This window comes from Sphingopyxis sp. (assembly GCF_035944815.1).
Classification (GTDB): domain Bacteria; phylum Pseudomonadota; class Alphaproteobacteria; order Sphingomonadales; family Sphingomonadaceae; genus Sphingopyxis.
The window spans coordinates 105914-125671 of sequence record NZ_DASZAU010000010.1 but is presented as its reverse complement, the minus strand read 5'-3'; the positions used below and the strand labels follow the sequence as shown (position 1 = coordinate 125671).

The window sequence follows — 19758 nt, the reverse complement described above, 5'->3', positions numbered from 1 at the left end:
CAGTCACTTCCTCCCTCGCACGGTCCGACGGAGGACGCGCTTATGCCTTGGCCAAGGCCTAAAGCGTCGGAAGCAAATTGGAAGCGGCTATTTCACGCGCCGCCGCGCTTACGCCGCGGCGGGTCGCCAGAAGGTGGTGAGGCCGCTCACCTTGCGCGGCGCCTCATTCCTGCACGCCATCGATTCGACAGCGCGCAGCGCGGCAACGAGCGCCGACGCGCTGTGCGGTTTGCCAAGGCACGCGACGGCGATGTCGGCGGCATCGTTCGGGCACTGTCCGGTCACCAGCAGCACCGCGATTCCGCGGTCGCGTGCCAGCCGGGCGACTTCGCGTCCGGTCATGTCGCCGGCAAGGCCAAGGTCGAGGACAAGCGCGTCGATCTGTTCGCCGGCGATGATCGGCACGGCGGCTTCGCCCGAATCGACCGTCGCGACAATGTCGTACCCGCTGTGTTTCAGCGTGTGCTCATTGTCGAAAGCCGTCAGCGGATCATCTTCGATGATCAGCAAACGCTTGATGCAGGTCGGGCGATGGCCAAAGAGCATGAGGACTCCTTTAACGTCGCCATGACTCGCTCGATGCCTTCCTGCAAGATCGCTTCTGCTTGCCATCGACGAAGCGGGTCTTTTCCGGCTATGAGCGTGCTCACAAGGCAACACTATTTTCCCGAATAACGACAAGAAAGCCGCATCCGTTCCGATGACGACACGCCGTCCAACCCGCCCCGCGCCCCGCTCGGCGCCCAAATCCGCTGGCGATCGCGACGCCTCCCCAGCTGGTCAGCGCGGCCGCCGCGCCGCGCGCGGCGCCGCCTCCGCGCTCAAATCGAAACCGGCCGAAGCCGAACGCGAAGACGGGCCGCAGCGGATCGCAAAGCTGCTCGCGCGCGCAGGCGTGGGGTCGCGCCGCGATGTCGAGCGGATGATCGAGGAAGGCCGCATCGCGCTGAACGGCCAGCTGGTCGTCCAGCCGGCGCCGCTCCTGTCGTCGCTCGACGGCTTAACGGTCGACGGCAATCCGGTCGCAAAACCCGTATCGACGCGCCTCTACCGCTTTCACAAGCCCGCCGGCTGCATCACCGCGGCGCGCGATCCCAAGGGGCGCAAGACGATCTACGATCTGTTGCCCAAGGATCTGCCACGGCTGATGCCGGTCGGTCGCCTCGACTATAATACCGAGGGACTGCTCCTCCTCACCAACGACGGCGAATTCAAGCGCCAGCTCGAACTGCCGGCGAGCGGGGTCGAGCGCACCTATCGGGCGCGTGCGTTCGGCGATATCAGCCAGGCACAGCTCGAGGAACTGGCGCTGGGGATCGAGATCGACGGCGTCCGTTACGGCAAGATCGATGCCAATCTCGAACGCCGGACCGGGCGCAACCAGTGGGTCGAAATGACGCTGACCGAGGGCAAGAACCGCGAAGTCCGGAAGGTTCTCGAACATTTCGGGCTGCAGGTCAGCCGCCTCATCCGCACGCGTTACGGCGCCTTTGAGCTGGGCGGCATGCCGCTCGGTGCGGTCGATGTCGTGCCGCGCGACGAATTGTTCAAATTCCGCCGGCAGATGGGATGATGCGGATCATTTCGGGGGAATGGCGCGGCCGCAAGCTGCTCGCGCCGAAGAATGATGCAACGCGTCCCACGGCGGACCGCACCCGCGAGACGCTGTTCTCGATGCTGACGAGCCGCCTCGGCAGCTTCGAAGGTCTGGTCGTCGCCGATCTTTTCGCCGGATCAGGCGCGCTCGGGATCGAGGCGCTGTCGCGCGGCGCCGAGCAATGCCTGTTCGCCGAACAGGACCGCGACGCGCTCGACGCGCTGCGCAAGAATCTCGGAACCCTTGGTGCTAGCTCGCGCGCCGACATTCGCGCCGGATCGGTGCTGGGCCTTGGCCCGGCCAGGCGCAGCTACGACCTGCTGATGATCGACGCGCCCTACGATACGGGCGCGGGCAGCGTCGCGCTCGACAAGCTCAACCGGCTTGGCTGGATCGGCCCCGACAGCTGGATATCGATCGAAACGGCGCACAATGAGGGCGTCGATATCGCAGGCTTCGAGATCGACGCGATACGCAAGGTGGGCAAGGCAAAGCTGACGCTGCTCAGGCCAGCGTAGCGGCTTTGATCGCAAGAAGCGGGATGCCCACCATCCGGTCCGGCGCTAGGTCCGCGCGATGACCGCGCCGATCAACTTCCGCATGGGCACCGCCGAATGGGGGATACTCGTCCTGCTCTCGATCCTGTGGGGTGGGTCCTTCTTCTTCCTCGGGGTCGCGCTGCGCGAAGTGCCGCCGTTCACCCTCGTCCTCGCGCGCCTTGCCCTGTCGGCGCTGCTGATGCTCGCCTTCATGGCGGCCACCCGCCGCTCGATCCCGCGCCGGGCGGGATTGTGGCCCGCGCTTTTCCTGCTGGCGCTGCTCAACACCGCGCTCCCCTTCTCGCTCTTCGCTTATGCACAGACCGAGATCGCCAGCGGGCTCGCGTCGATCCTCAACGCCACCACGCCGCTATGGGGCGTGATCGTCGCGCATCTCTTCACCCCCGACGAGAAGGCGACGCACGGCAATCTCGTCGGCGTCGCTGCGGGTATCGCGGGGGTGGCGGTGATGATCGGAGGCAGCGCCTTTTCGGGCCCGCATGCGAGCCTGCCGGCGCAGCTCGCCTGCCTCGGCGCGACCTTCTGCTATGCGCTCGCGGGCGTCTATGGCCGCCGCTTTCGCGACTGGGGCGTCGGCCCGCTCGACGTCGCGACGGGACAGCTGATTGCGGGCGCTCTGCTCATCCTTCCCGTCGCGCTGCTGATTGATGCGCCTTGGCGGCTCGCTTTGCCCGGCGCGACGACGCTGTTCGCCGTGGCCGGGCTCGCGTTGCTGTCGACGACAGTGGCCTATTTCCTCTATTTCAGCCTGATCGCGCGCGCCGGTGCCACCAATGCACTGCTCGTTACCTTGTTGATCCCGGTGACGGCGATCCTGCTCGGCACCCTGCTGCTGGGCGAAACGCTCCTCCCGCGGCACTGGGCGGGCATGGTGCTGATTGCGGCGGGGCTTGTCGCGATCGACGGCCGCCTCTTCGACCGGCTCCGCGCCCGCTAGGCGTTCTGGCGCCGTACCATCAACAGTCCCAGCCAGCTCACCAGGCCGGCCAGCGCAAGGTACAGGCCCACCGTGGTGGTTCCGCCCCGTTCGGCGAGCGCCTGCGCGATGATCGGCGCCATCGCGCCGCCGAATATGCCGCCGGCATTGAACGCGACCGACGCGCCCGTATAGCGAAGCTGCACCGGGAACAGTCCGGTGAGCCAGCTGCCGAGCGGGCCGTAAACGAGCCCCATGACGAACAGCGCCGAAGCGAGGCCGAAGAAGATCAGCGGCCAGCTACCCGAACCGAGCGAAGGGCCGAACAGGAAACCGATGAGCACGGTGGCGCCGCAGCCCCACGTCAGCACCTTTTGTTCGCTCGACGCGTCGCTCCAATAGCCTGCGAAGATGATCCCGACCGCCATGAACAGGATCGCGCCGAGCTGGTTGAGCAGGAACTGTTCCTTTGGATATCCGAGCGTCTGCGTCCCGTGGCCGAGCGCGAAACTCGTCGCGAGATAGAAGATCGCGAAACAGGCGACGACCGCGAAGGTCCCCGCGAGCGTCGCAACCAGGTGATGGCGGAGCAGGTCGCCGATCGGTACCGCAACCGGCGCCTCCTTCTCCAGCGCGTCCGCAAAGTCCGGCGTCTCGCCGATCTTGAGCCGCACCCACAGCCCCAGCCCGACGAGGATCGCCGACAGCAGGAACGGGATGCGCCAACCCCATGCGGTGAAATCGGCATCGCTGAGCCCGAGGCCGAGCAGCAAGAACAGGCCGTTGGCGGCGATGAAGCCCACGGGTGCCCCCAATTGGGGGAACATGCCGAAGCGCGATTTCCATCCCGGCGGCGCATTCTCGACCGCCAGCAATGCCGCCCCGCCCCATTCGCCGCCGAGTCCGAAGCCTTGCCCGAAGCGCAGGATGCAGAGCAGGAGCGGCGCGACCCAGCCGACCATCGCATAGGTGGGCAGGAAGGCGATCAACAAGGTCGACGCGCCCATCAGCATCAGCGAGGCGACCAGCGTCGATTTGCGCCCGATCCGGTCGCCATAATGACCGAACACGACCGCGCCGACGGGACGCGCGAAAAAGGCGAGCCCGAACGTCATGAAGCTGTACATCAGCTGCGCCGAATCCGAACTCTCGGGAAAGAACAGCGGTCCGAACACCAGAGCCGCCGCAGTGCCGTAGATATAGAAATCATAGAATTCGACCGCCGTGCCGACGAGGCTCGCGGTCAGGATGCGCCGATGCTGGCGATAGGGTGCTAGATCCAAGGTAGACGACCCTCCCGATTTCTTTGATTCGGGCTGCTTTGGACGCGATGGAGCGCTGCACGCAAGGCGAAAAGCGCATCCGCCATGCTGGACAGCACGGCCGCTGTTCCCTAATCGTTCGCGCGTGAACACGCCTCCTGCCTCGACGCCCGACCTGAATCGCCCCGACCCGTCGGATCCGCCCTATCTGCAAGGGCTCAACGGCCCGCAGCGGCAGGCGGTGCTGACAACCGAGGGACCGGTGCTGATGCTGGCGGGTGCGGGTACCGGCAAGACCGCGGCATTGACCGCGCGCCTTGCGCATATCATCGCGACGCGCCGCGCATGGCCGTCCGAGATTCTCGCCGTGACCTTCACCAACAAGGCGGCGCGCGAGATGCGCGAGCGCATCGGGCGGATGATCGGCGACGCGGTCGAGGGGATGCCCTGGCTTGGCACCTTCCACAGCATCGCGGCGAAGATGCTCCGCCGTCACGCCGAACTCGTCGGGCTGCAGAGCAATTTCACGATCCTCGACACCGACGACCAACTGCGTGTGCTCAAGCAGCTGATCCAGGCCGAAGGACTCGACGAGAAGCGCTGGCCCGCCCGCCAACTCGCCGGGCTGATCGACAAGTGGAAGAACCGCGGTCTCGTCCCCGCCGATCTCGATGCGGCCGACAAGGAATCCTACGCCGACGGCAAGGGGCAGCATTTCTATGCGCTTTATCAGGCACGACTGAAGACGCTCAACGCCTGCGACTTCGGCGACCTGTTGCTTCACATGCTCGTGATATTGAAGACGCACCGCGATGTGCTCGAGCAATATCAGGAGCGCTTCAAATATGTGCTCGTCGACGAATATCAGGATACCAACGCCAGCCAGTATCTCTGGCTCCGCCTGATCGCGCAGGCGCGCAAGAATATCTGTTGCGTCGGCGACGACGATCAGTCGATCTATTCGTGGCGCGGTGCCGAGGTCGCGAATATCCTGCGCTTTGAAAAGGATTTTCCGGGCGCGACGGTCATCCGGCTCGAACAGAATTACCGCTCGACCCCGCAGATCCTGGCGGCGGCATCGGCGCTGATCGCGCAGAACAGCGATCGCCTCGGCAAGACGCTCTGGACCGAGCTCGAACCGGGCGACAAGTTGCGCGTCGTCGGCGTGTGGGATGGCCCCGAGGAAGCGCGCCGCATCGGCGAGGAGCTCGAAACGCTCCAGCATCGCAAAATCAGCCTCGACCGCACCGCGATCCTCGTCCGTGCGCAGTTCCAGACGCGCGAGTTCGAAGACCGCTTCATCGCGATCGGCATGCCGTACCGCATCGTCGGCGGCTTTCGCTTCTACGAGCGCGCGGAAATCCGCGACGCGCTCGCCTATCTGCGCCTCGTCCAGTCGGCGGCCGACGATCTGGCGTTCGAACGCATCGTCAATGTTCCCAAGCGCGGGCTCGGCGACAAGGCGCTCGCGCGCATCCATCAGTTCGCACGCCACGAACGCGCGCCGCTGTTCCACGCCGCGTCGCGGATCACCGAAACCGATGAATTGACACCGCAGGCGCGGCGCCAACTCGCCAATTTCGTCGCGCAGATGCGGAACTGGCAAGCCAAGGCGAACGAGCTGTCGCATCCCGAGCTGACGCAGCTGATCCTGGACGAATCGGGCTATACCGCGATGCTGCAGGCCGACCGCAGCGCCGAGGCCGCAGGCCGGCTCGAAAACCTCTCCGAACTCGTTCGCGCGATGGAGGAATATGACTCGCTCGAAGCGTTCCTCGAGCATGTCAGCCTCGTCATGGATCGCGATAATGACGATCAGACCGAGACGGTCACGATCATGACGATTCACGCCGCGAAGGGGCTGGAATTCGATCATGTCTTCCTTGCCGGGTGGGAGGACGGTGTATTCCCGTCGCAGCGCTCGATGGACGAAGGCGGCATCGCCAGCCTCGAGGAAGAACGCCGCCTCGCCTATGTCGCGATCACGCGGGCGCGGCAGCGGGCAAGCATCTATCACGCCGCGAACCGCCGCATCTACGGCCAGTGGATGAGCAGCATCCCCAGCCGCTTCATCGCCGAAATTCCGCCCGAACATGTCGACAGCGAGAACAGCTTCGGCGGCGGGCAGAGCCTGTGGCGCGCCAACTGGTCGGCGCAGGGCGACCCCTTTGCGCATGTCGCGGAACGCCAGCCGGCGCGCACGATGACGCGGGGTCCCGCATGGCAGCGTGCCCTCGCCTCTTCGTCGACGGTCACGCGGGCCCCCGCGCCCAGCGAGAAGGGACCGGCGGCATCGGTCGGCGCCAAGGCGCGGTCCGATCTCGCGATCGGGATGCGCGTGTTCCATGAGAAGTTCGGTTACGGCGAAATCATGGATATCGACGGTAACAAGCTCGAAGTCGAATTCGATCAGGCGGGCAGCAAGCGGGTGCTCGACAGCTTTATCAAGCTTGCCTGATTCTTATTGTCAACTATATCGGTTATGATATGCCATCTCCCGCGGCCAACGAGTCGCGTTTTGGGAGAATCTGCATGCGAAATAAGCTCTTAGCGGGCGCGATGGCGCTCGCCTTGGTCGGCTGCTCGGAAAAGGCGGCCGAAGAAGCTGCAACAAATGATAGCTCCACCACCACCGAAACGGTCGCCGAAGAGGCACCTGCCGATGCCGCAACAGCACCCCGGATCGGTATCGAAGCCGCTCCCGGCGTCGCCTTCGACTATAATTATGTTTTCCGCCTCGCCGACAATCGCATCGCCAAGGTTCAGGAAGAACATGCCGCGGCCTGCGAAACATTGGGCGTGCAGCGCTGCCGTATCGTCGATGTCCGCTACCAGCTCACCGACGAAAAGCTCGTCGAGGCGCAAACCCAGTTCAAACTCGAACCCGGAATCGCCCGGAGGTTCGGAGCCAATGCGATCGACAGCGTCGAAAAGGCCGAAGGCGTACTTGCCGATGCAAGCGTTGCGGGCGAAGATGTGGGAACCGAAATTCTGGCGTCGCAGCAGCGCAGTGCCGGCTCCGAAGCCGAGATTGCGCGCCTCGAAGAGCGGCTGAAAGCGGGCGGGCTCGACAAGCGCGAGCGTGCCGAATTGCTGGCCCAGATTGCGGGGCTTCGCGGACAGGTCGGTAGCGAGCGTCAGGCGCGTCGCAGCGGCGAAGCGCGGATTGCCTGGACCAGCGTCGCCTTCAACTATGTCAGCGACGGCGGCCTTCCCGGCATAGGACATGAAAATCCGTTCGCCGACGCCGGAGCGACGCTGATGCGCAGCGGCAGCACGGCGCTCACTTTCACCTTGACCCTTGGTGCGGCGCTGCTGCCCTGGGCCCTGCTGCTGGGGCTGATGGCGGCTTTCTGGCGCAGCCGGTTCATGGTTGCTGTTCGCCAGCAGATGCGCACGAAGCCTGCGGCGCATGATCCGGCGCCGCCGCCAGCGAACTGACGCCGCGCGGGCGTCGCTTGCAAAGGTCCGATGCTGCGTTATGGCTGAGCCATGACGCAGCAGACGACATGGCTGGACCAGTTTCGCGACGCCCAACGCCGCGGCGATACCGCCGCCGAGGGGGCGGCACTGACGACCGCGATCCGCCTCGATCGCGGCAATATCGCCGCCATTCTCGCGATGGCCGAACTCCAGCGGCGCCTACACGACGACCGCGCCGCGGCGACCTTCTACCGCCTTGCGCTGGGCACGGCGGCCAATGCCGGCAGCGTGCCCATGTCGCTTCACGCGGGGCTGGAACGCGCCGAGCAGTTCCTGATCGCGTCCGAACGCGCCTTTGCGGATCATCTGCTCGGCCAGCTACGCGATGCCGGGGTCGACGCACGCTCGGCGTCCCCGCGCGTGGCCGAAGCGCTTCGGATGCTCGCGGGCGAGCAGCAGGTCTATCTTCAGCAGCCGAGCATGTTCTATTTTCCGGGACTCGCGCAGCGTCCCTTCTTCGATCGCGCGGCGTTCGACTGGGTTCCGGCGCTGGAGGCCGCGACCGATGCCATACGTGGCGAATTGCTGGCCCTGATCGAAAATGCGTCGGATCGTTTCGGCCCCTATGTCACGGCGAGCCCCGACCGACCGCCGCCGAACAATCCGTTGCTCGACAAGCCCGACTGGGGTGCGGCCTGGCTGTGGAAAGACGGCGTGGTCGCCGAAGGAATGGATGCGCTCTGCCCCGCCGCGCTTGCCGCGCTTGCACTGGCACCGCAGCCGGTCATCCCGGGACGGGCGCCGCTGGCGCTGTTTTCGCGGCTGACCTCCGGCACGCATATCCAGCCGCATCATGGCATGCTCAACACGCGCCTTATCTGTCATCTGCCGCTGGTCGTGCCGGAGAATTGCGCGCTCCGCGTCGGCCCCGAAACGCGCAGCTGGCGCGAAGGCGAGCTGATGATTTTCGACGACAGTTTCGAACATGAAGCATGGAATCGCGGCGCCAGCGACCGGACGATCATGCTCTTCGAGATATGGCGTCCCGATATCGATGCTGATGAGCGTGAACAGCTGACCCGCATTTTCTCCGCCATCGACAGCTACGCCGAGCAGTGAAAGCCGCAAGGCAGAGAGAACAATCTTCGGGACGATGGCGTGGAGGGTCGCTGGTGGAGCCGAGGGGAATCGAACCCCTGACCTCTGCAGTGCGATTGCAGCGCTCTCCCATCTGAGCTACGGCCCCGCGACGGGCGGGGTCTTAACGGCACCGCATGGCGGTGGCAACGGCTTTCTGGCGATGGCCGCCGAATATGGGAATGGGGGATTCCGATGGCCAAGGCATGGCATTTGATCAGCCGTCCGCACGGGCTGCCGACGACGGATAATTTTGCGCTTCGGGAATTGCCCGACGCCCCGCTCGAAGTCGACCAGCTCCGCGTGCGCAACCTGTGGCTGTCGGTCGATCCCTATATGCGCGGGCGCATGAACGACGCGAAAAGCTATTCGGCCAGTTTCCAGATCGACCAGCCAATGACTGGCGGCGCGATCGGCGAAGTGATCGAAAGCCGGATGGACGGATTTGCCCCCGGCGACTTGATCCTCCACATGGGCGGCTGGCGCGACGGCGGGATCATCGGCCTCGATATGATGCCGAACAAGCTGCCGGCCGAGGCGCTGGCGGCGGGGCTGACGCCGCAGACCTTCCTGCACAATATGGGGCTGACGGGCGGTACGGCATGGATCGGACTGCTGCGCATCGCGGCAGCGAAGCCGGGCGACACGGTCTTTGTCTCGGCGGCGGCGGGTGCGGTGGGTTCGGCGGTCGTCCAGATCGCCAAGGCGCGCGAAATGATCGTGATCGGCTCGGCGGGCGGCGCGGATAAATGCGCGTGGGTCGACGACCTTGGTGCCGATGCGACGATCGATTACAAGGCAGGGCCGGTGCTCCCCCAGCTTGCCGCCGCGCTCGAACGCCTCGGCAAGCCCGGCATCGACGTCTATTTCGACAATGTCGGCGGCGAGCATCTCGACGCCGCCTTTGCGACCGCGAACGATTTCGCGCGCTTCGCGATTTGCGGCATGATCGACGTCTACAACGACGGAAAAGCGCAGGAGATGAAATATCTGATCCGCTCGATCCCTGCGCGGATCCGGATGGAAGGCTTCATCTACACCGACCAGTTCATCGACTGCATGGAAGAATTCTACGCCGACATGGGCGGCCTGATCGCGAGCGGCGCGGTCACGATCCGCGAGACGGTACACGCGGGACTGGAAGCGGCGCCCGATGCCTTCCTCGGGCTGTTCAAAGGCGCGAATATGGGAAAGATGCTGGTTCGGCTCTAAGCACGCGAGTTCCGCAATCATGCTTCGCTTGCGGCAATCATGTCCTGAAGCCGGCGAATGATGGCGCCGATCTGGCCGGAAGCGAGGAGTCCGGGGCCCAGCGGACCCGATCGGTCCGTGCCGACCAAGGGAAGCGCCCGAAGCGCGGCCAGCACATCGGCCGACATTTGTGTGCGTTGCCACTCCATCTCGGTCTGTGTCGCCTCGGGCCGCTCCGGAACCCCCAGTTTGACGGCCAGGACGGCATAGGCTGCCGCTCCCAACGCATGGGCGCCCATATGGCAGACTGCCGATGCCTGCCCCGCAGCCCGCGCCGCAGCCGTAGCCGCCGGCGATTTCGCGGCGATGCTGCCTCCGCCGAAGCGCTGGCGTATTCCCGCCGCAGCGTCCAGTTCACCGGTCGCGAACGCACGCGTCCGGACGATTGCGGCGCGCGGGCGATCGTCGTCGGGGCAAGCCGTCTCGAACAGCCATAAGACGCGGTGGGCGCACGCGGCAGCCCATTCGGCGACCAAGCGCCGGTCGGACAGGCTCAAGCTTTGCGCCGAGTCAGCCATGGTTGCTCGAACCCGGTGCTTCGACAGTCCGCCGACTAGCTCCCGAAACCGACCGACAGGAAGCCCGGCATCGGACCGTTCCAGCCGTCGTCGGGGCCGTCATCGTCCTGCTGGCGCTGGCGGGCGGGTGCCGGTTTGCGGTCGTCTGCCTTGCGCGCGGCCTTCGGTGCCGGCTTTTCGGTCTGCTCGGGGCGTTTCGCCTTGCCGCCGCGGCCACCGCGTTCGCGGCGCGGTTCGCGCTCTTCGCGCGGCTCGTCCTTGGCAGGCGCGGCTTCGGCCGTGCCCGCGTCATGAACCGGGATCTTGTACCCGGTCAGCTTCTGGATGTTGTCGATCGCTTCATCGTCCGACGCGGTCACGAGCGTGAACGCCCTGCCCTTTGCGCCGGCGCGGCCCGTGCGGCCGATACGATGGACATAATCGTCGGGATGCCAGGGCGCATCGAAGTTGAAGACGTGGCTTACGCCCTTGACGTCGAGCCCGCGCGCCGCGACGTCCGATGCGACGAGAATATTGATCGTGCCGTTCTTGAACCGGTCGAGTTCGGCGATCCGGCTCGACTGGTCCATGTCGCCGTGGATCTCGCCCGCCTGATAGCGGTGACGCTGGAGCGACTTGGCCAGTTCGCGCACCGTGGTCTTGCGATTGCAGAAAATGATCGCGGTCCCGATGTCCTCGGCCTCAAGCAGGCTGCGCAGCGTATCGCGCTTGCCGCGTTCGGACGTCTTGACGAGGAACTGCTCGATATTCTCGTTCCGGCTCGCCGGACGCGCGACTTCGATCGTCTTCGGGTTCGACAGGAATTTGTCGGCGAGCTTCTTGATCGGCGGCGGCATCGTTGCCGAGAAGAGCAAAGTCTGCCGATTCGCGGGCAGCTTGGTGCAGATATTCTCGATGTCCGGGATGAAGCCCATGTCGAGCATCCGGTCCGCTTCGTCGATGACGAGCAGGTTGCAACCAGTGAGCAGGATCTTGCCGCGCTCGAACAGGTCCATCAGACGGCCCGGCGTTGCGATCAGCACGTCGACGCCTTTTTCCAGCGCCTTGACCTGATCGCCCATCTGCACGCCGCCGATCAGGAGAGCCATCGAAAGCTTGTGGTGCTTGCCGTATTTTTCAAAGTTTTCCGCGACCTGCGCCGCAAGTTCGCGTGTCGGTTCGAGAATCAGCGAGCGCGGCATCAGCGCGCGGGCGCGGCCGTGCGCAAGAATGTCGATCATCGGCAAGACGAACGAAGCGGTCTTTCCGGTGCCCGTCTGGGCGATGCCGATCATGTCGCGCATCATTAGCACCGAAGGAATCGCGCCCGCCTGAATCGGCGTCGCTTCGCTGTAGCCCGCCTCGTCGATGGCGCGCAAAAGTTCGTCGGAAAGGCCGAGGTCGGCAAATTTCATAGGGTCATATGTCCGGAAAAAAGTTGGCGCCCCGCCTCCCACGCAGGCGGACGTTGCCGCGCGCCTAGGGCAAATGGCGAGGAAAAGTCAAGGAAAGGCCGCGATAAACGCGATCAATCGTCGTCGCGCACCGGAACCATCAACCGAAACTTGTCGATCTCGCACTTCGCGCCGGTCCGTGCATGGATCTGGTCGCGATCCTCGCAAAGCTGCCCGTCCTTGCTGCCCTGCATGTAGAAACCGGCATAGAAATCGAGCGCGCGGCAGCCGCGATTGAGCTGTGCGCGCAGCCGTTGCTTCTGCCGGGTGATCAGGTCGATGCTGTCGCGCTGGACGGCTTGCATGCCCATGATGTTACGCATGGACACGCATTTTGGCGCCTTTTTCTCTTTCCAGACGATAGGAATTTCCGTCGCCCGCCGCGACGGGGCGGGCCCCGCGGCAAAATCGTTGAGCTGCGAACGCCGTGCCGGCACGCGAATGATGAGCTGCTGCTCGATCACCATCTGCCAGAAGGATGTCGTTTGTTCGGGAATCGTCGTCGATACAGCGACAAGGGGCTCGGGCGATGCGACAGGCGTCGTCGCATCGGCTGCCGGTGCAGCCGCGAACCACAGGAACGCCGCCGTCAGCACCGCTGCGCTGCCGCCCCTTCGGCGTCCTGACAAAAGATGATGCTCACCCTTGGCTCCCGCGTCCATGCCCGCTGGACGAAAAGATACTATTCGTCCATCGCGCCTTTTAACAAGGGTGCTTGAACATCAAATGAACTGCTGTCGATCCCTGTCCGTCCGTCGCACGGGAAAATCCGGAGTGTAATGGCATGACGCGCGCGCCGTCCGCATCGCTGCTCGAAACCCTCGCTGGGCTGCTCGGGCCAAAGGGGTATAGCGCCGACGCCGATGTCATGGCGCCCTGGCTGACCGACTGGCGGGGAAAATACCGCGGCGCGGCGGCGGCGATGCTGTCCCCCGCGACCACCGAAGACGTGGCCGCAATCGTCCGCCTCTGCCGCGATGCGGGCGTCGCGATCGTCCCGCAGGGCGGCAACAGCGGCATGGTCGGCGGCGCGACCCCCGATGCGAGCGGTAACCAGCTGCTGCTCAGCTTGCGGCGCATGAACCGGGTCCGCGGGATCGATATCGCGGGGCAGGTCGCGGTAGCCGACGCAGGAGTGATTCTCGAAAATTTCCACGCCGCAACCCTTGCGCATGGGCTCCGCTTTCCCCTCACGCTGGGCGGCAAGGGCTCGGCGACGATCGGCGGGCTCGTATCGACGAATGCCGGCGGCACGCAGGTGCTGCGTCACGGAACGATGCGCGCGCTGGTTGCCGGGATCGAGGCGGTGCTGCCCGATGGCAGCATCTTCGACGGGCTCGCTCCGCTGAAGAAGGACAATCGCGGCTATGACCTGCGGCACCTCTTCTGCGGCGCCGAGGGCACGTTGGGCATCGTCACCGCCGCCGCGTTGCATCTCGTTCCCGCGGCGGCAGCACGGCGTACGGCATGGATCGGGATCAATTCACCGGAAAACGCGCTCTTGTTGTTGCGCCGGCTCGATGCGGCGATCGGGCGCGAACTCGAAGGGTTCGAGATCGTCCCGCAGACCTGCGTCGATGCCGTTCTGCGGCATATCCCGCAGACGCGGGCTCCGCTCGGCAGCGACCATCCATGGCATGTGCTACTTGAGCTGGCGGGCGAGAATAATGCGATGCTTGGCGAGACGCTCGAAGCGCAGCTCGCCGCGGCTGTCGACGCCGGGCTGGTCTGCGACGCCGTCATCGCCAAGAGTGATCGCGAGAGCGAGGATTTCTGGCGCCTGCGCGATTCGATTTCGGAAGCCGAACGCGCCGAGGGACCGGCGCTGCAGCATGACATCAGTGTTCCCGTCGACCTGATGCCGGCCTTCATCGCCGACAATCCGCGCCGGCTGGCGGCGACCTTCCCCGGCATCCGCGCCTTGTCCTTCGGTCATCTGGGCGACGGCAATGTGCATCACCATGTCCAGCCGCCGCCCGATGTCGATGGCGCGGCCTGGCTTGGCGAGCATGGCGCGGCGGTCAGCCGGCTGGTCTATAAGCATGTCATCGAACTCGGCGGATCGATTTCGGCCGAGCATGGGATCGGCCAGATGAAGCGCGATATCCTTGCCGAACTCGACAGCCCGGCACGGCTGACGGCGCTGCGCGGGGTCAAGGCGGGGCTCGATCCGTCGGGCATTTTCAACCCCGGCAAGTTGATCGCCTGACAATCTGTCTTTTCTGCGCGATCGCCCCCCTTGCGCGTCGCGGCGCGGGTCAATAAGGCGCTTTATCCTTTTTTGTTCCGGATCGCCGGGACCGTTACCGGAGTTCAATCATGGCCACTGCGCCCGCACCTGCCAATCTGCCGCTTTTCTACAAGGACCTCGTTCCGCTTTCGAGCGTCGAGCACGCCGACTATCGCGCCCGTCCGCTCGACAAGGCCGATTTTCTTGTCAGCCAGCACGCCATTCCGCTGACGTCGGACGAATTCGTTTCGGCCTGCCGCTATTATCCGATCGTCTTTTCGGCGGGCGAGAACCCGGTTCCGCTGGCGCTGATGGGCCTCAACGAAGGCGTGAACACCTTCGTCGATGACGACGGCAAGCTGCTGAACCCCGTCTATGTTCCGGCCTATGTCCGCCGCTATCCTTTCCTGCTCGCGCGCCTGCAGGAAGGTTCGGAAGAATTGTCGCTTTGCTTCGACCCGACGTCGGAAGCGCTCGGCAAGTTCGACGAAGGCGATCCGCTGTTCGAAAACGGCCAGCCCGCCGCCTCGGTTCAGGCCGTCCTCGAATTCTGCAAGAATTTCGAAGAAGCGGGCCAGCGCACCGGTTTCTTCATGGAAGAACTGAAGAAGGCCGATCTTCTGATGGACGGCGAAGTCGCCATCCAGCAGGAAGGCAATGACAAGCCTTTCGTCTATCGCGGTTTCCAGATGGTCGACGAAAACAAGCTGCGCGAACTGCGCGGCGACGTCCTGCGCAAGCTGACACAGAACGGTATTCTCGCCCTGATCTTCGCGCATCTCTTCTCGCTGCAGCTGATGCGCGAAATCTTTGCCGAGCAGGTCAAGGCCGGCAAGATGCCTGCCCTCGTGGAACTGCCGACCGTTTGACGTCGGCTGCCTGTGGCCGCCTCCGCGGGGGCGGCCATATCGGCCTTTTCGAGTCTTTTGGACTCCCGCCGGCGTCAGAAATCGATCGCCAGCCCCTTCAGCTCCCAATCGCCATAGCGCACCGGGTTGCGCCCGCCGGGCTGGTCTTCGGCCTTGTCCTCGTGGATCGGCTCGGGCGCCGGCACGGCGCTGTTCGTCCACTCGGCAGGCGCTTTTACATGCGCCGGGCGCTTTACAGCGCGCGGCGTTCCGCCAATGGTCGGTTTCGGGCTGCTGTCGGTCATGATGGCATAGTATAGGATCGATCATGCGTCACGCCAACCTCAGCATTTGCCGCCATGGCTGACCGGCGCCCGGTCCGCCGCCGCTCGCCGCGCGAGGCCGAGCCGCCGGGCATGGCGCCGCGCCGCGCCGCGCTGCGGCTCATCGATGCCATCCTTCGCCGCGGCGACCCGCTCGACGTCGCGATGCACGCCGCGGCGCAGGGCCTCGCCGGCCCCGACCGCGCCTTTGCGGTGGCGATCGCGTCGGAGGCGTTGCGCTGGATGGTCGATATCGACGCGCTGATCGACGGCGCGACGGCGCAGATATTGCCCGACGACGTCAAATCGCGCGCCGTCCTGCGTATCGCGCTCGCGCAGTTGCTGGCGCTCAAAAGCCCCGGACATGCGGTGGTGTCGACCGCGCTGCCGCTCGTCGACGGCGGGCCGCGGCGGCTGGTCCACGCCATTCTTTCGCGCGCGCAGCAGGAGGAATGGCAGCTCCCCGAACGTGCCACCCTTCCCCTCCCGACCGCCGAGCGATGGGCCGAGCAATGGGGGCTGGATATGGTCGAAGCCGCCGAAGCGGGCTGGAGCGTTCCGCCGCCGATCGATCTCAGCTTTGCGGCCGAACTCGGCGCCGACGAATGGCCCGATGCGGTGCCGCTGGCACCGCGCCAGCGCCGTTTACCGCGCGGACAAGCGGTCGAGTCGATGCCCGGATACAGCGAAGGCGGCTGGTGGGTGCAGGATCTGGCCGCCAGCCTGCCCGCACGCCTGCTCGGCACCGGCGAAGGCCGCACCGCCCTCGATCTCTGCGCCGCGCCCGGCGGAAAGACGATGCAGCTCGCGGCTGCGGGGTGGAAGGTCGTCGCGGTCGACGCGAGCGCGAAGCGTCTGGAACGGCTTGGCGCCAACATCGCGCGGACCGGCCTGTCGGCGGACATCGTGCAGGGCGATATTCGCGCATGGGAACCCGCCGCGCCGGTCGATGCGATCCTGCTCGACGCCCCCTGTTCGGCGACCGGCATCTTTCGCCGCCACCCCGATGTGCTGCACCGGATCGAACCGCGCCAGATCGATGAAATGGCGGTGCTGCAAGCCCTGCTGCTGGCGCGCGCCGCGAAGTGGGTCAAGCCCGGCGGGGTGCTGGTCTATGCGACCTGCTCGCTCGAACGCGCCGAAGGCGAAGATCAGATATCGGCTTTCCTGAAGTCCCACTCCGGCTGGTCGGTCGAAGCACCGCGCGCCGACGAGCTGCCAGCCGCCATCGTCCCGACCAGCGATGGTTTCATCCGGACGCTGCCCGGCCTGTTGGCCGATGCCGGCGGACTCGACGGCTTTTTTGTCGCGCGGCTGCGCGCGCCGTCAGTCTGATCGACGCGACAGGCGGTAGAGCGCGAGGTCGCCATAATCCTTGGCGAGCCGGACCTTGCCGACATAATCGCAATCGAAATCGCGCGCGTTGCCGAGCGCGAGCATCGCCGCGAGCGGCTGGGTGCAATAGACCTGCCCGACGAGCGTGACCGGTTCGATCCGTGCTGTGCGGGTCACTTCGGTGCCGTACCACAGCTCATTGCCCACCACCGGATCGAGGCCGCGATAGATCGGGCCGAAGTGGATGCCCGTCCGCATCCCGGCTTTTTGCCCTTCAAGGCCGAGCTCGGGCGGCAGGACGTCGAGCCTTTCCTGCATCGCCAGCGCGATGCGCGCCGCCGTCGCGGGATCGTCGATGATCGCGTAAACCGCGTCGCCCCAAGTGTTGCGGAACAGGACGGCCTCGCCGAAATCGTCAAGAATGCGACCGATGCCCCCCATCACTTCGCTCGCGAAAATCGGCAGTTCGGCCTCGCCCAGTTTCGAGAACCCGGCAAAATCGGCGAACAGGATGGCGTAAAGACCGCGCCGCGTCCCCTCGGGCGGTTTCGGCGCCTCCGGAAAATCGAGATTGCGGTCGAGCTCGCCGACCGGGATCGTCAGCGTCTCGCCCTCATGCCGCTGCCACAGCGCGATATCGGCGTTCGTCCCCGCGATCGAGGTCGCCGGCCGTGCCGCGACCGCGGGATCGACGACGGCAAGCTGGATGGCGCTCGTCTCCAGCTCGCGTGCGCGCAATTTGGCGAGACCCATCATCGTGTGCGATCCCAGGATGAACTGGCAATCGTCGCTGACATAGCGCGCGCTGCTCGCGAAATGGACCATCGACGCCCGATCGCGGCAATGGGCGTAACGCGCGACCCACTCTTCGCCGCCCGACGCGACCGACTGGGCGATGAAATCGTCCTCGGCAAACGGCAACACGACCGTCAGGTCGATCCCGCGCGCCAAGGCCTCCTCCGCAAACAATATGTCGGCGCCGCACGCGAGCGGTCCGATCAGCGCCGATAGCGGCCTTGCGTCCAGGGCCGACGTGATGGCGGCGCGCGCGTTGGCTTCGCCGATGCCCCCGGCGCGGAACATACGGCCGCAATAGACGCCGACCGGCGGCGGGCGCAGCAGGTCGACGATCTGTCGCGCAGGTGCCGCTTCGACGGCGCCGCTGTCGGCCAGCCGCGCAATCTGGCGGCAGGTCGAGGCGCGATCGCCTGCGCGGGCGCCGGCCTGCGCATTCGCGGCGCGCGCATGCACGATCGCCTCGTCGCCGCGGTTCAGCAGCAGCAGCGCCTCGACCAGCGTCGCCCGATCCCAATAATTGTCGGCGGCGCCGTTCGCGGCGATCGGTCCGGCGAGCGAAGCCGCCCGCTCCTTTTCGCCGAGCATCGCATAAAGGCTCGCCGCATTGATCGCCGGGAACGAAGCGCCCGACGTCTGCCAGGCATGATCATAGGCGGCCGCGGCGCGCTGCAGCGATTTCGTCCGCTCCGCGCCGTCGTGGTCGAAGGCTTCGTCTTTCCAGAGACGCCCGGCCAGCGCGAGGCTGTCAACGTCGCCCGACGCCGCCAGGTCGAGCTGATCGTAGAGCTGCATCGCGCCCAGGCTGTCGCCCGATGCCGCCAGCGCGCGGACCATCAGGTAGCGCAGGCGCGGGCTGTCGGTCCCGCCGCGCCGCGCCGCCGCGGCGCAGTCGAACGCGCTGAGGGCATCGCCTTCGCCAAGCCGATGCGCAACTTCCGCCTCGACGGCGGCAGCGTCGCTCATTGTACCGCGTCTTCCGCCGATTTCAGCAAGGCGACATTCGCCTTTTCGGTCGGTGACAGCGACACATTGTCCGTCGTCGGGCGATACCAGCTGAACTGGCTGAAATGATTTTGCAGCGCAGGGTCCTTGAACCGCAGGCCGCGGCGCGCGAAGATCTCGTTACGCGCGATGCGAAGCTCGAGCGCGCTGTAATTGCCGAGCTCGTCTGTGCTCAGCAGTCGGTCGGACGAGTCCGGAATGACGACCCCGCTGCCGCCAACGCCGGTCGGCGCCTGTATGGCGGGCGTCGCAGTCGCTCCGCCTTCGATCAGCCGGATATATTTGCGGAACATGAAACCGGTGGTGCCGTCGGCCTTGCGGACGCGCCACCATTGTCCCGGCTGTTTGTAAGTCAGGAATTTCTCGCCTTCCAGCACCTTGCCGACGATGGCGGCCTTGGTGCTTTTTCCCGAACGGATATTGGTGAAGCCATCGGGGTCGTCGATCATCGCGGCCAGCGTGAAGGCTTCGGCAGGCTGGTCGCCGGTCGTGACAGCAGGCGCATCGGTTACCGGTGCCGGGGCAGCAACTTCGGTTCCCGTCGGGGGCTCGTCAGACGGCGCCGGGGCCGGTTGCAGCAGCTTCCATGCGAGCAAGGCGACCGCGATCGCGGCCAATCCGGGCAGTGCCCAGGGCAGGAAGGATGATTTGGGCGCTGTCGGGACGGTTTCCCGCGTCGTCGACTCCGGCGGTGCCGTCACGGGCTTTGGCGCCGTTGCCGGGTTAACGGCTTCGCGGCCGCACAATTCCTCGAGGCTCATCAGGACTTTTCGCCAGCCGCGATGGTCCGGGTCGCCGTTCCAGTCGCTGAGGTCGGCGAACTGGATCTGGTTGAAGGGCAGCGGCGGCATCACATCGTCGATCGCCGTCTGCACCAGCTTCTTCTGGTTGCGCGCGACGTCGGCTTCGGCGCGCACCCATTCGGACGCTGCCGACGTGTGCGACCAGACGACGATCGCGGCCTTTGCGCTGCCGATCTTTTCGGCGATCACGTCGCCATAGGAACGATGCGGCGGCAGCTCGGCGTCCCACCACACGTCATAGCCCGCCGCCGTCACGGCCGCCGCGATATCGGCGACCCGCGCCTTGTTGTCGCGCGAATAGGAAATGAACACGTCGACCATC

General features: G+C 65.6%; 18 protein-coding genes and 1 tRNA gene. 10 read left to right on the top strand and 9 right to left on the bottom strand.

Going from position 1 to position 19758, the window contains the following annotated elements:
- Positions 1 to 108 precede the first annotated feature (108 nt).
- The gene (locus tag VGU00_RS15495) at positions 109 to 546 is read right to left on the bottom strand and encodes a response regulator (protein WP_327470083.1); all 438 of its coding nucleotides are present in this window, start codon (positions 544 to 546) and stop codon (positions 109 to 111) included.
- Between the two features lie 154 nt (positions 547 to 700).
- Between VGU00_RS15495 and VGU00_RS15490 the strand changes: the two genes are divergently transcribed.
- Genes VGU00_RS15490 through VGU00_RS15480 form a run of 3 tightly spaced genes read left to right on the top strand, consistent with a single transcriptional unit; the run spans position 701 to position 3094 of the window.
- On the top strand, positions 701 to 1573 hold the full coding sequence (locus VGU00_RS15490) for a pseudouridine synthase (RefSeq protein ID WP_327470081.1): 873 nt from the start codon (positions 701 to 703) through the stop codon (positions 1571 to 1573).
- Positions 1573 to 2115 carry a 16S rRNA (guanine(966)-N(2))-methyltransferase RsmD gene (gene rsmD, locus VGU00_RS15485; protein ID WP_327470410.1) on the top strand — a complete coding sequence of 181 codons (543 nt, stop codon included), beginning with the start codon at positions 1573 to 1575 and terminating at the stop codon, positions 2113 to 2115. Before VGU00_RS15490 ends, rsmD begins: the two co-directional genes overlap by 1 nt.
- Before the next feature lie 58 nt (positions 2116 to 2173).
- Positions 2174 to 3094, top strand: a complete 921-nt coding sequence (locus VGU00_RS15480) for a DMT family transporter (protein WP_327470079.1) — start codon at positions 2174 to 2176, stop codon at positions 3092 to 3094.
- Here VGU00_RS15480 and VGU00_RS15475 read toward each other — a convergent pair.
- The gene (locus VGU00_RS15475) at positions 3091 to 4356 is read right to left on the bottom strand and encodes an MFS transporter (protein WP_327470077.1); all 1266 of its coding nucleotides are present in this window, start codon (positions 4354 to 4356) and stop codon (positions 3091 to 3093) included. The two genes, VGU00_RS15480 and VGU00_RS15475, sit on opposite strands and share 4 nt — an antisense overlap.
- A gap of 154 nt (positions 4357 to 4510) precedes the next feature.
- Here VGU00_RS15475 and VGU00_RS15470 point away from each other — a divergent pair, with 154 nt between their 5' ends.
- From VGU00_RS15470 to VGU00_RS15460, 3 genes are all read left to right on the top strand, one after another.
- The gene (locus VGU00_RS15470) at positions 4511 to 6793 is read left to right on the top strand and encodes an ATP-dependent helicase (protein WP_327470408.1); all 2283 of its coding nucleotides are present in this window, start codon (positions 4511 to 4513) and stop codon (positions 6791 to 6793) included.
- Between the two features lie 74 nt (positions 6794 to 6867).
- Complete coding sequence (locus VGU00_RS15465) at positions 6868 to 7776, top strand: DUF4349 domain-containing protein (RefSeq protein ID WP_327470075.1); 909 nt, start codon at positions 6868 to 6870, stop codon at positions 7774 to 7776.
- 51 nt (positions 7777 to 7827) lie between these two features.
- The gene (locus VGU00_RS15460) at positions 7828 to 8877 is read left to right on the top strand and encodes an aspartyl/asparaginyl beta-hydroxylase domain-containing protein (RefSeq protein ID WP_327470073.1); all 1050 of its coding nucleotides are present in this window, start codon (positions 7828 to 7830) and stop codon (positions 8875 to 8877) included.
- A 51-nt stretch (positions 8878 to 8928) separates the two neighbouring features.
- On the opposite strand, the gene VGU00_RS15455 is transcribed toward VGU00_RS15460, so the two are convergent.
- Positions 8929 to 9004, bottom strand: a tRNA-Ala gene (locus VGU00_RS15455).
- A gap of 86 nt (positions 9005 to 9090) precedes the next feature.
- On the opposite strand from VGU00_RS15455, the gene VGU00_RS15450 reads away from it, so the two are divergent.
- Positions 9091 to 10107 carry an NADP-dependent oxidoreductase gene (locus VGU00_RS15450; RefSeq protein WP_327470071.1) on the top strand — a complete coding sequence of 339 codons (1017 nt, stop codon included), beginning with the start codon at positions 9091 to 9093 and terminating at the stop codon, positions 10105 to 10107.
- 17 nt (positions 10108 to 10124) lie between these two features.
- On the opposite strand, the gene VGU00_RS15445 is transcribed toward VGU00_RS15450, so the two are convergent.
- The 3 genes from VGU00_RS15445 to VGU00_RS15435 all read right to left on the bottom strand — a co-directional run bounded on the left by VGU00_RS15445 (position 10125) and on the right by VGU00_RS15435 (position 12693).
- A complete protein-coding gene (locus VGU00_RS15445) occupies positions 10125 to 10664 on the bottom strand; it encodes a putative immunity protein (protein WP_327470069.1) in 540 nt (179 codons plus the stop codon).
- A 35-nt stretch (positions 10665 to 10699) separates the two neighbouring features.
- Positions 10700 to 12058 (bottom strand): DEAD/DEAH box helicase, encoded by a 1359-nt coding sequence (locus VGU00_RS15440; protein WP_327470067.1) that lies wholly within the window; start codon positions 12056 to 12058, stop codon positions 10700 to 10702.
- Between the two features lie 113 nt (positions 12059 to 12171).
- On the bottom strand, positions 12172 to 12693 hold the full coding sequence (locus VGU00_RS15435) for a hypothetical protein (RefSeq protein ID WP_327470065.1): 522 nt from the start codon (positions 12691 to 12693) through the stop codon (positions 12172 to 12174).
- 188 nt (positions 12694 to 12881) lie between these two features.
- Between VGU00_RS15435 and VGU00_RS15430 the strand changes: the two genes are divergently transcribed.
- Together VGU00_RS15430 and VGU00_RS15425 are read left to right on the top strand one after the other, a co-directional pair.
- Entirely contained in the window at positions 12882 to 14306 is a 1425-nt protein-coding gene (locus VGU00_RS15430; RefSeq protein ID WP_327470063.1) for an FAD-binding oxidoreductase, read from the top strand.
- Between the two features lie 110 nt (positions 14307 to 14416).
- Positions 14417 to 15196 carry a SapC family protein gene (locus VGU00_RS15425; protein ID WP_327470061.1) on the top strand — a complete coding sequence of 260 codons (780 nt, stop codon included), beginning with the start codon at positions 14417 to 14419 and terminating at the stop codon, positions 15194 to 15196.
- Between the two features lie 74 nt (positions 15197 to 15270).
- Here VGU00_RS15425 and VGU00_RS15420 read toward each other — a convergent pair whose 3' ends face one another.
- Positions 15271 to 15480 (bottom strand): DUF1674 domain-containing protein, encoded by a 210-nt coding sequence (locus VGU00_RS15420; RefSeq protein ID WP_327470059.1) that lies wholly within the window; start codon positions 15478 to 15480, stop codon positions 15271 to 15273.
- A gap of 54 nt (positions 15481 to 15534) precedes the next feature.
- Here VGU00_RS15420 and VGU00_RS15415 point away from each other — a divergent pair, with 54 nt between their 5' ends.
- Positions 15535 to 16833: an RsmB/NOP family class I SAM-dependent RNA methyltransferase gene (locus tag VGU00_RS15415; RefSeq protein WP_327470057.1), complete on the top strand. Its 1299-nt coding sequence runs from the start codon at positions 15535 to 15537 to the stop codon at positions 16831 to 16833.
- On the opposite strand, the gene VGU00_RS15410 is transcribed toward VGU00_RS15415, so the two are convergent.
- Both VGU00_RS15410 and VGU00_RS15405 read right to left on the bottom strand, forming a co-directional pair.
- The gene (locus VGU00_RS15410) at positions 16825 to 18594 is read right to left on the bottom strand and encodes an adenylate/guanylate cyclase domain-containing protein (RefSeq protein ID WP_327470055.1); all 1770 of its coding nucleotides are present in this window, start codon (positions 18592 to 18594) and stop codon (positions 16825 to 16827) included. The genes VGU00_RS15415 and VGU00_RS15410 overlap by 9 nt on opposite strands.
- Positions 18591 to 19757, bottom strand: coding sequence for a YARHG domain-containing protein (locus VGU00_RS15405; RefSeq protein WP_327470053.1), 1167 nt, complete (start codon positions 19755 to 19757; stop codon positions 18591 to 18593). The genes VGU00_RS15410 and VGU00_RS15405 overlap by 4 nt, the downstream gene beginning before the upstream one ends.
- Position 19758: the final 1 nt, after the last annotated feature.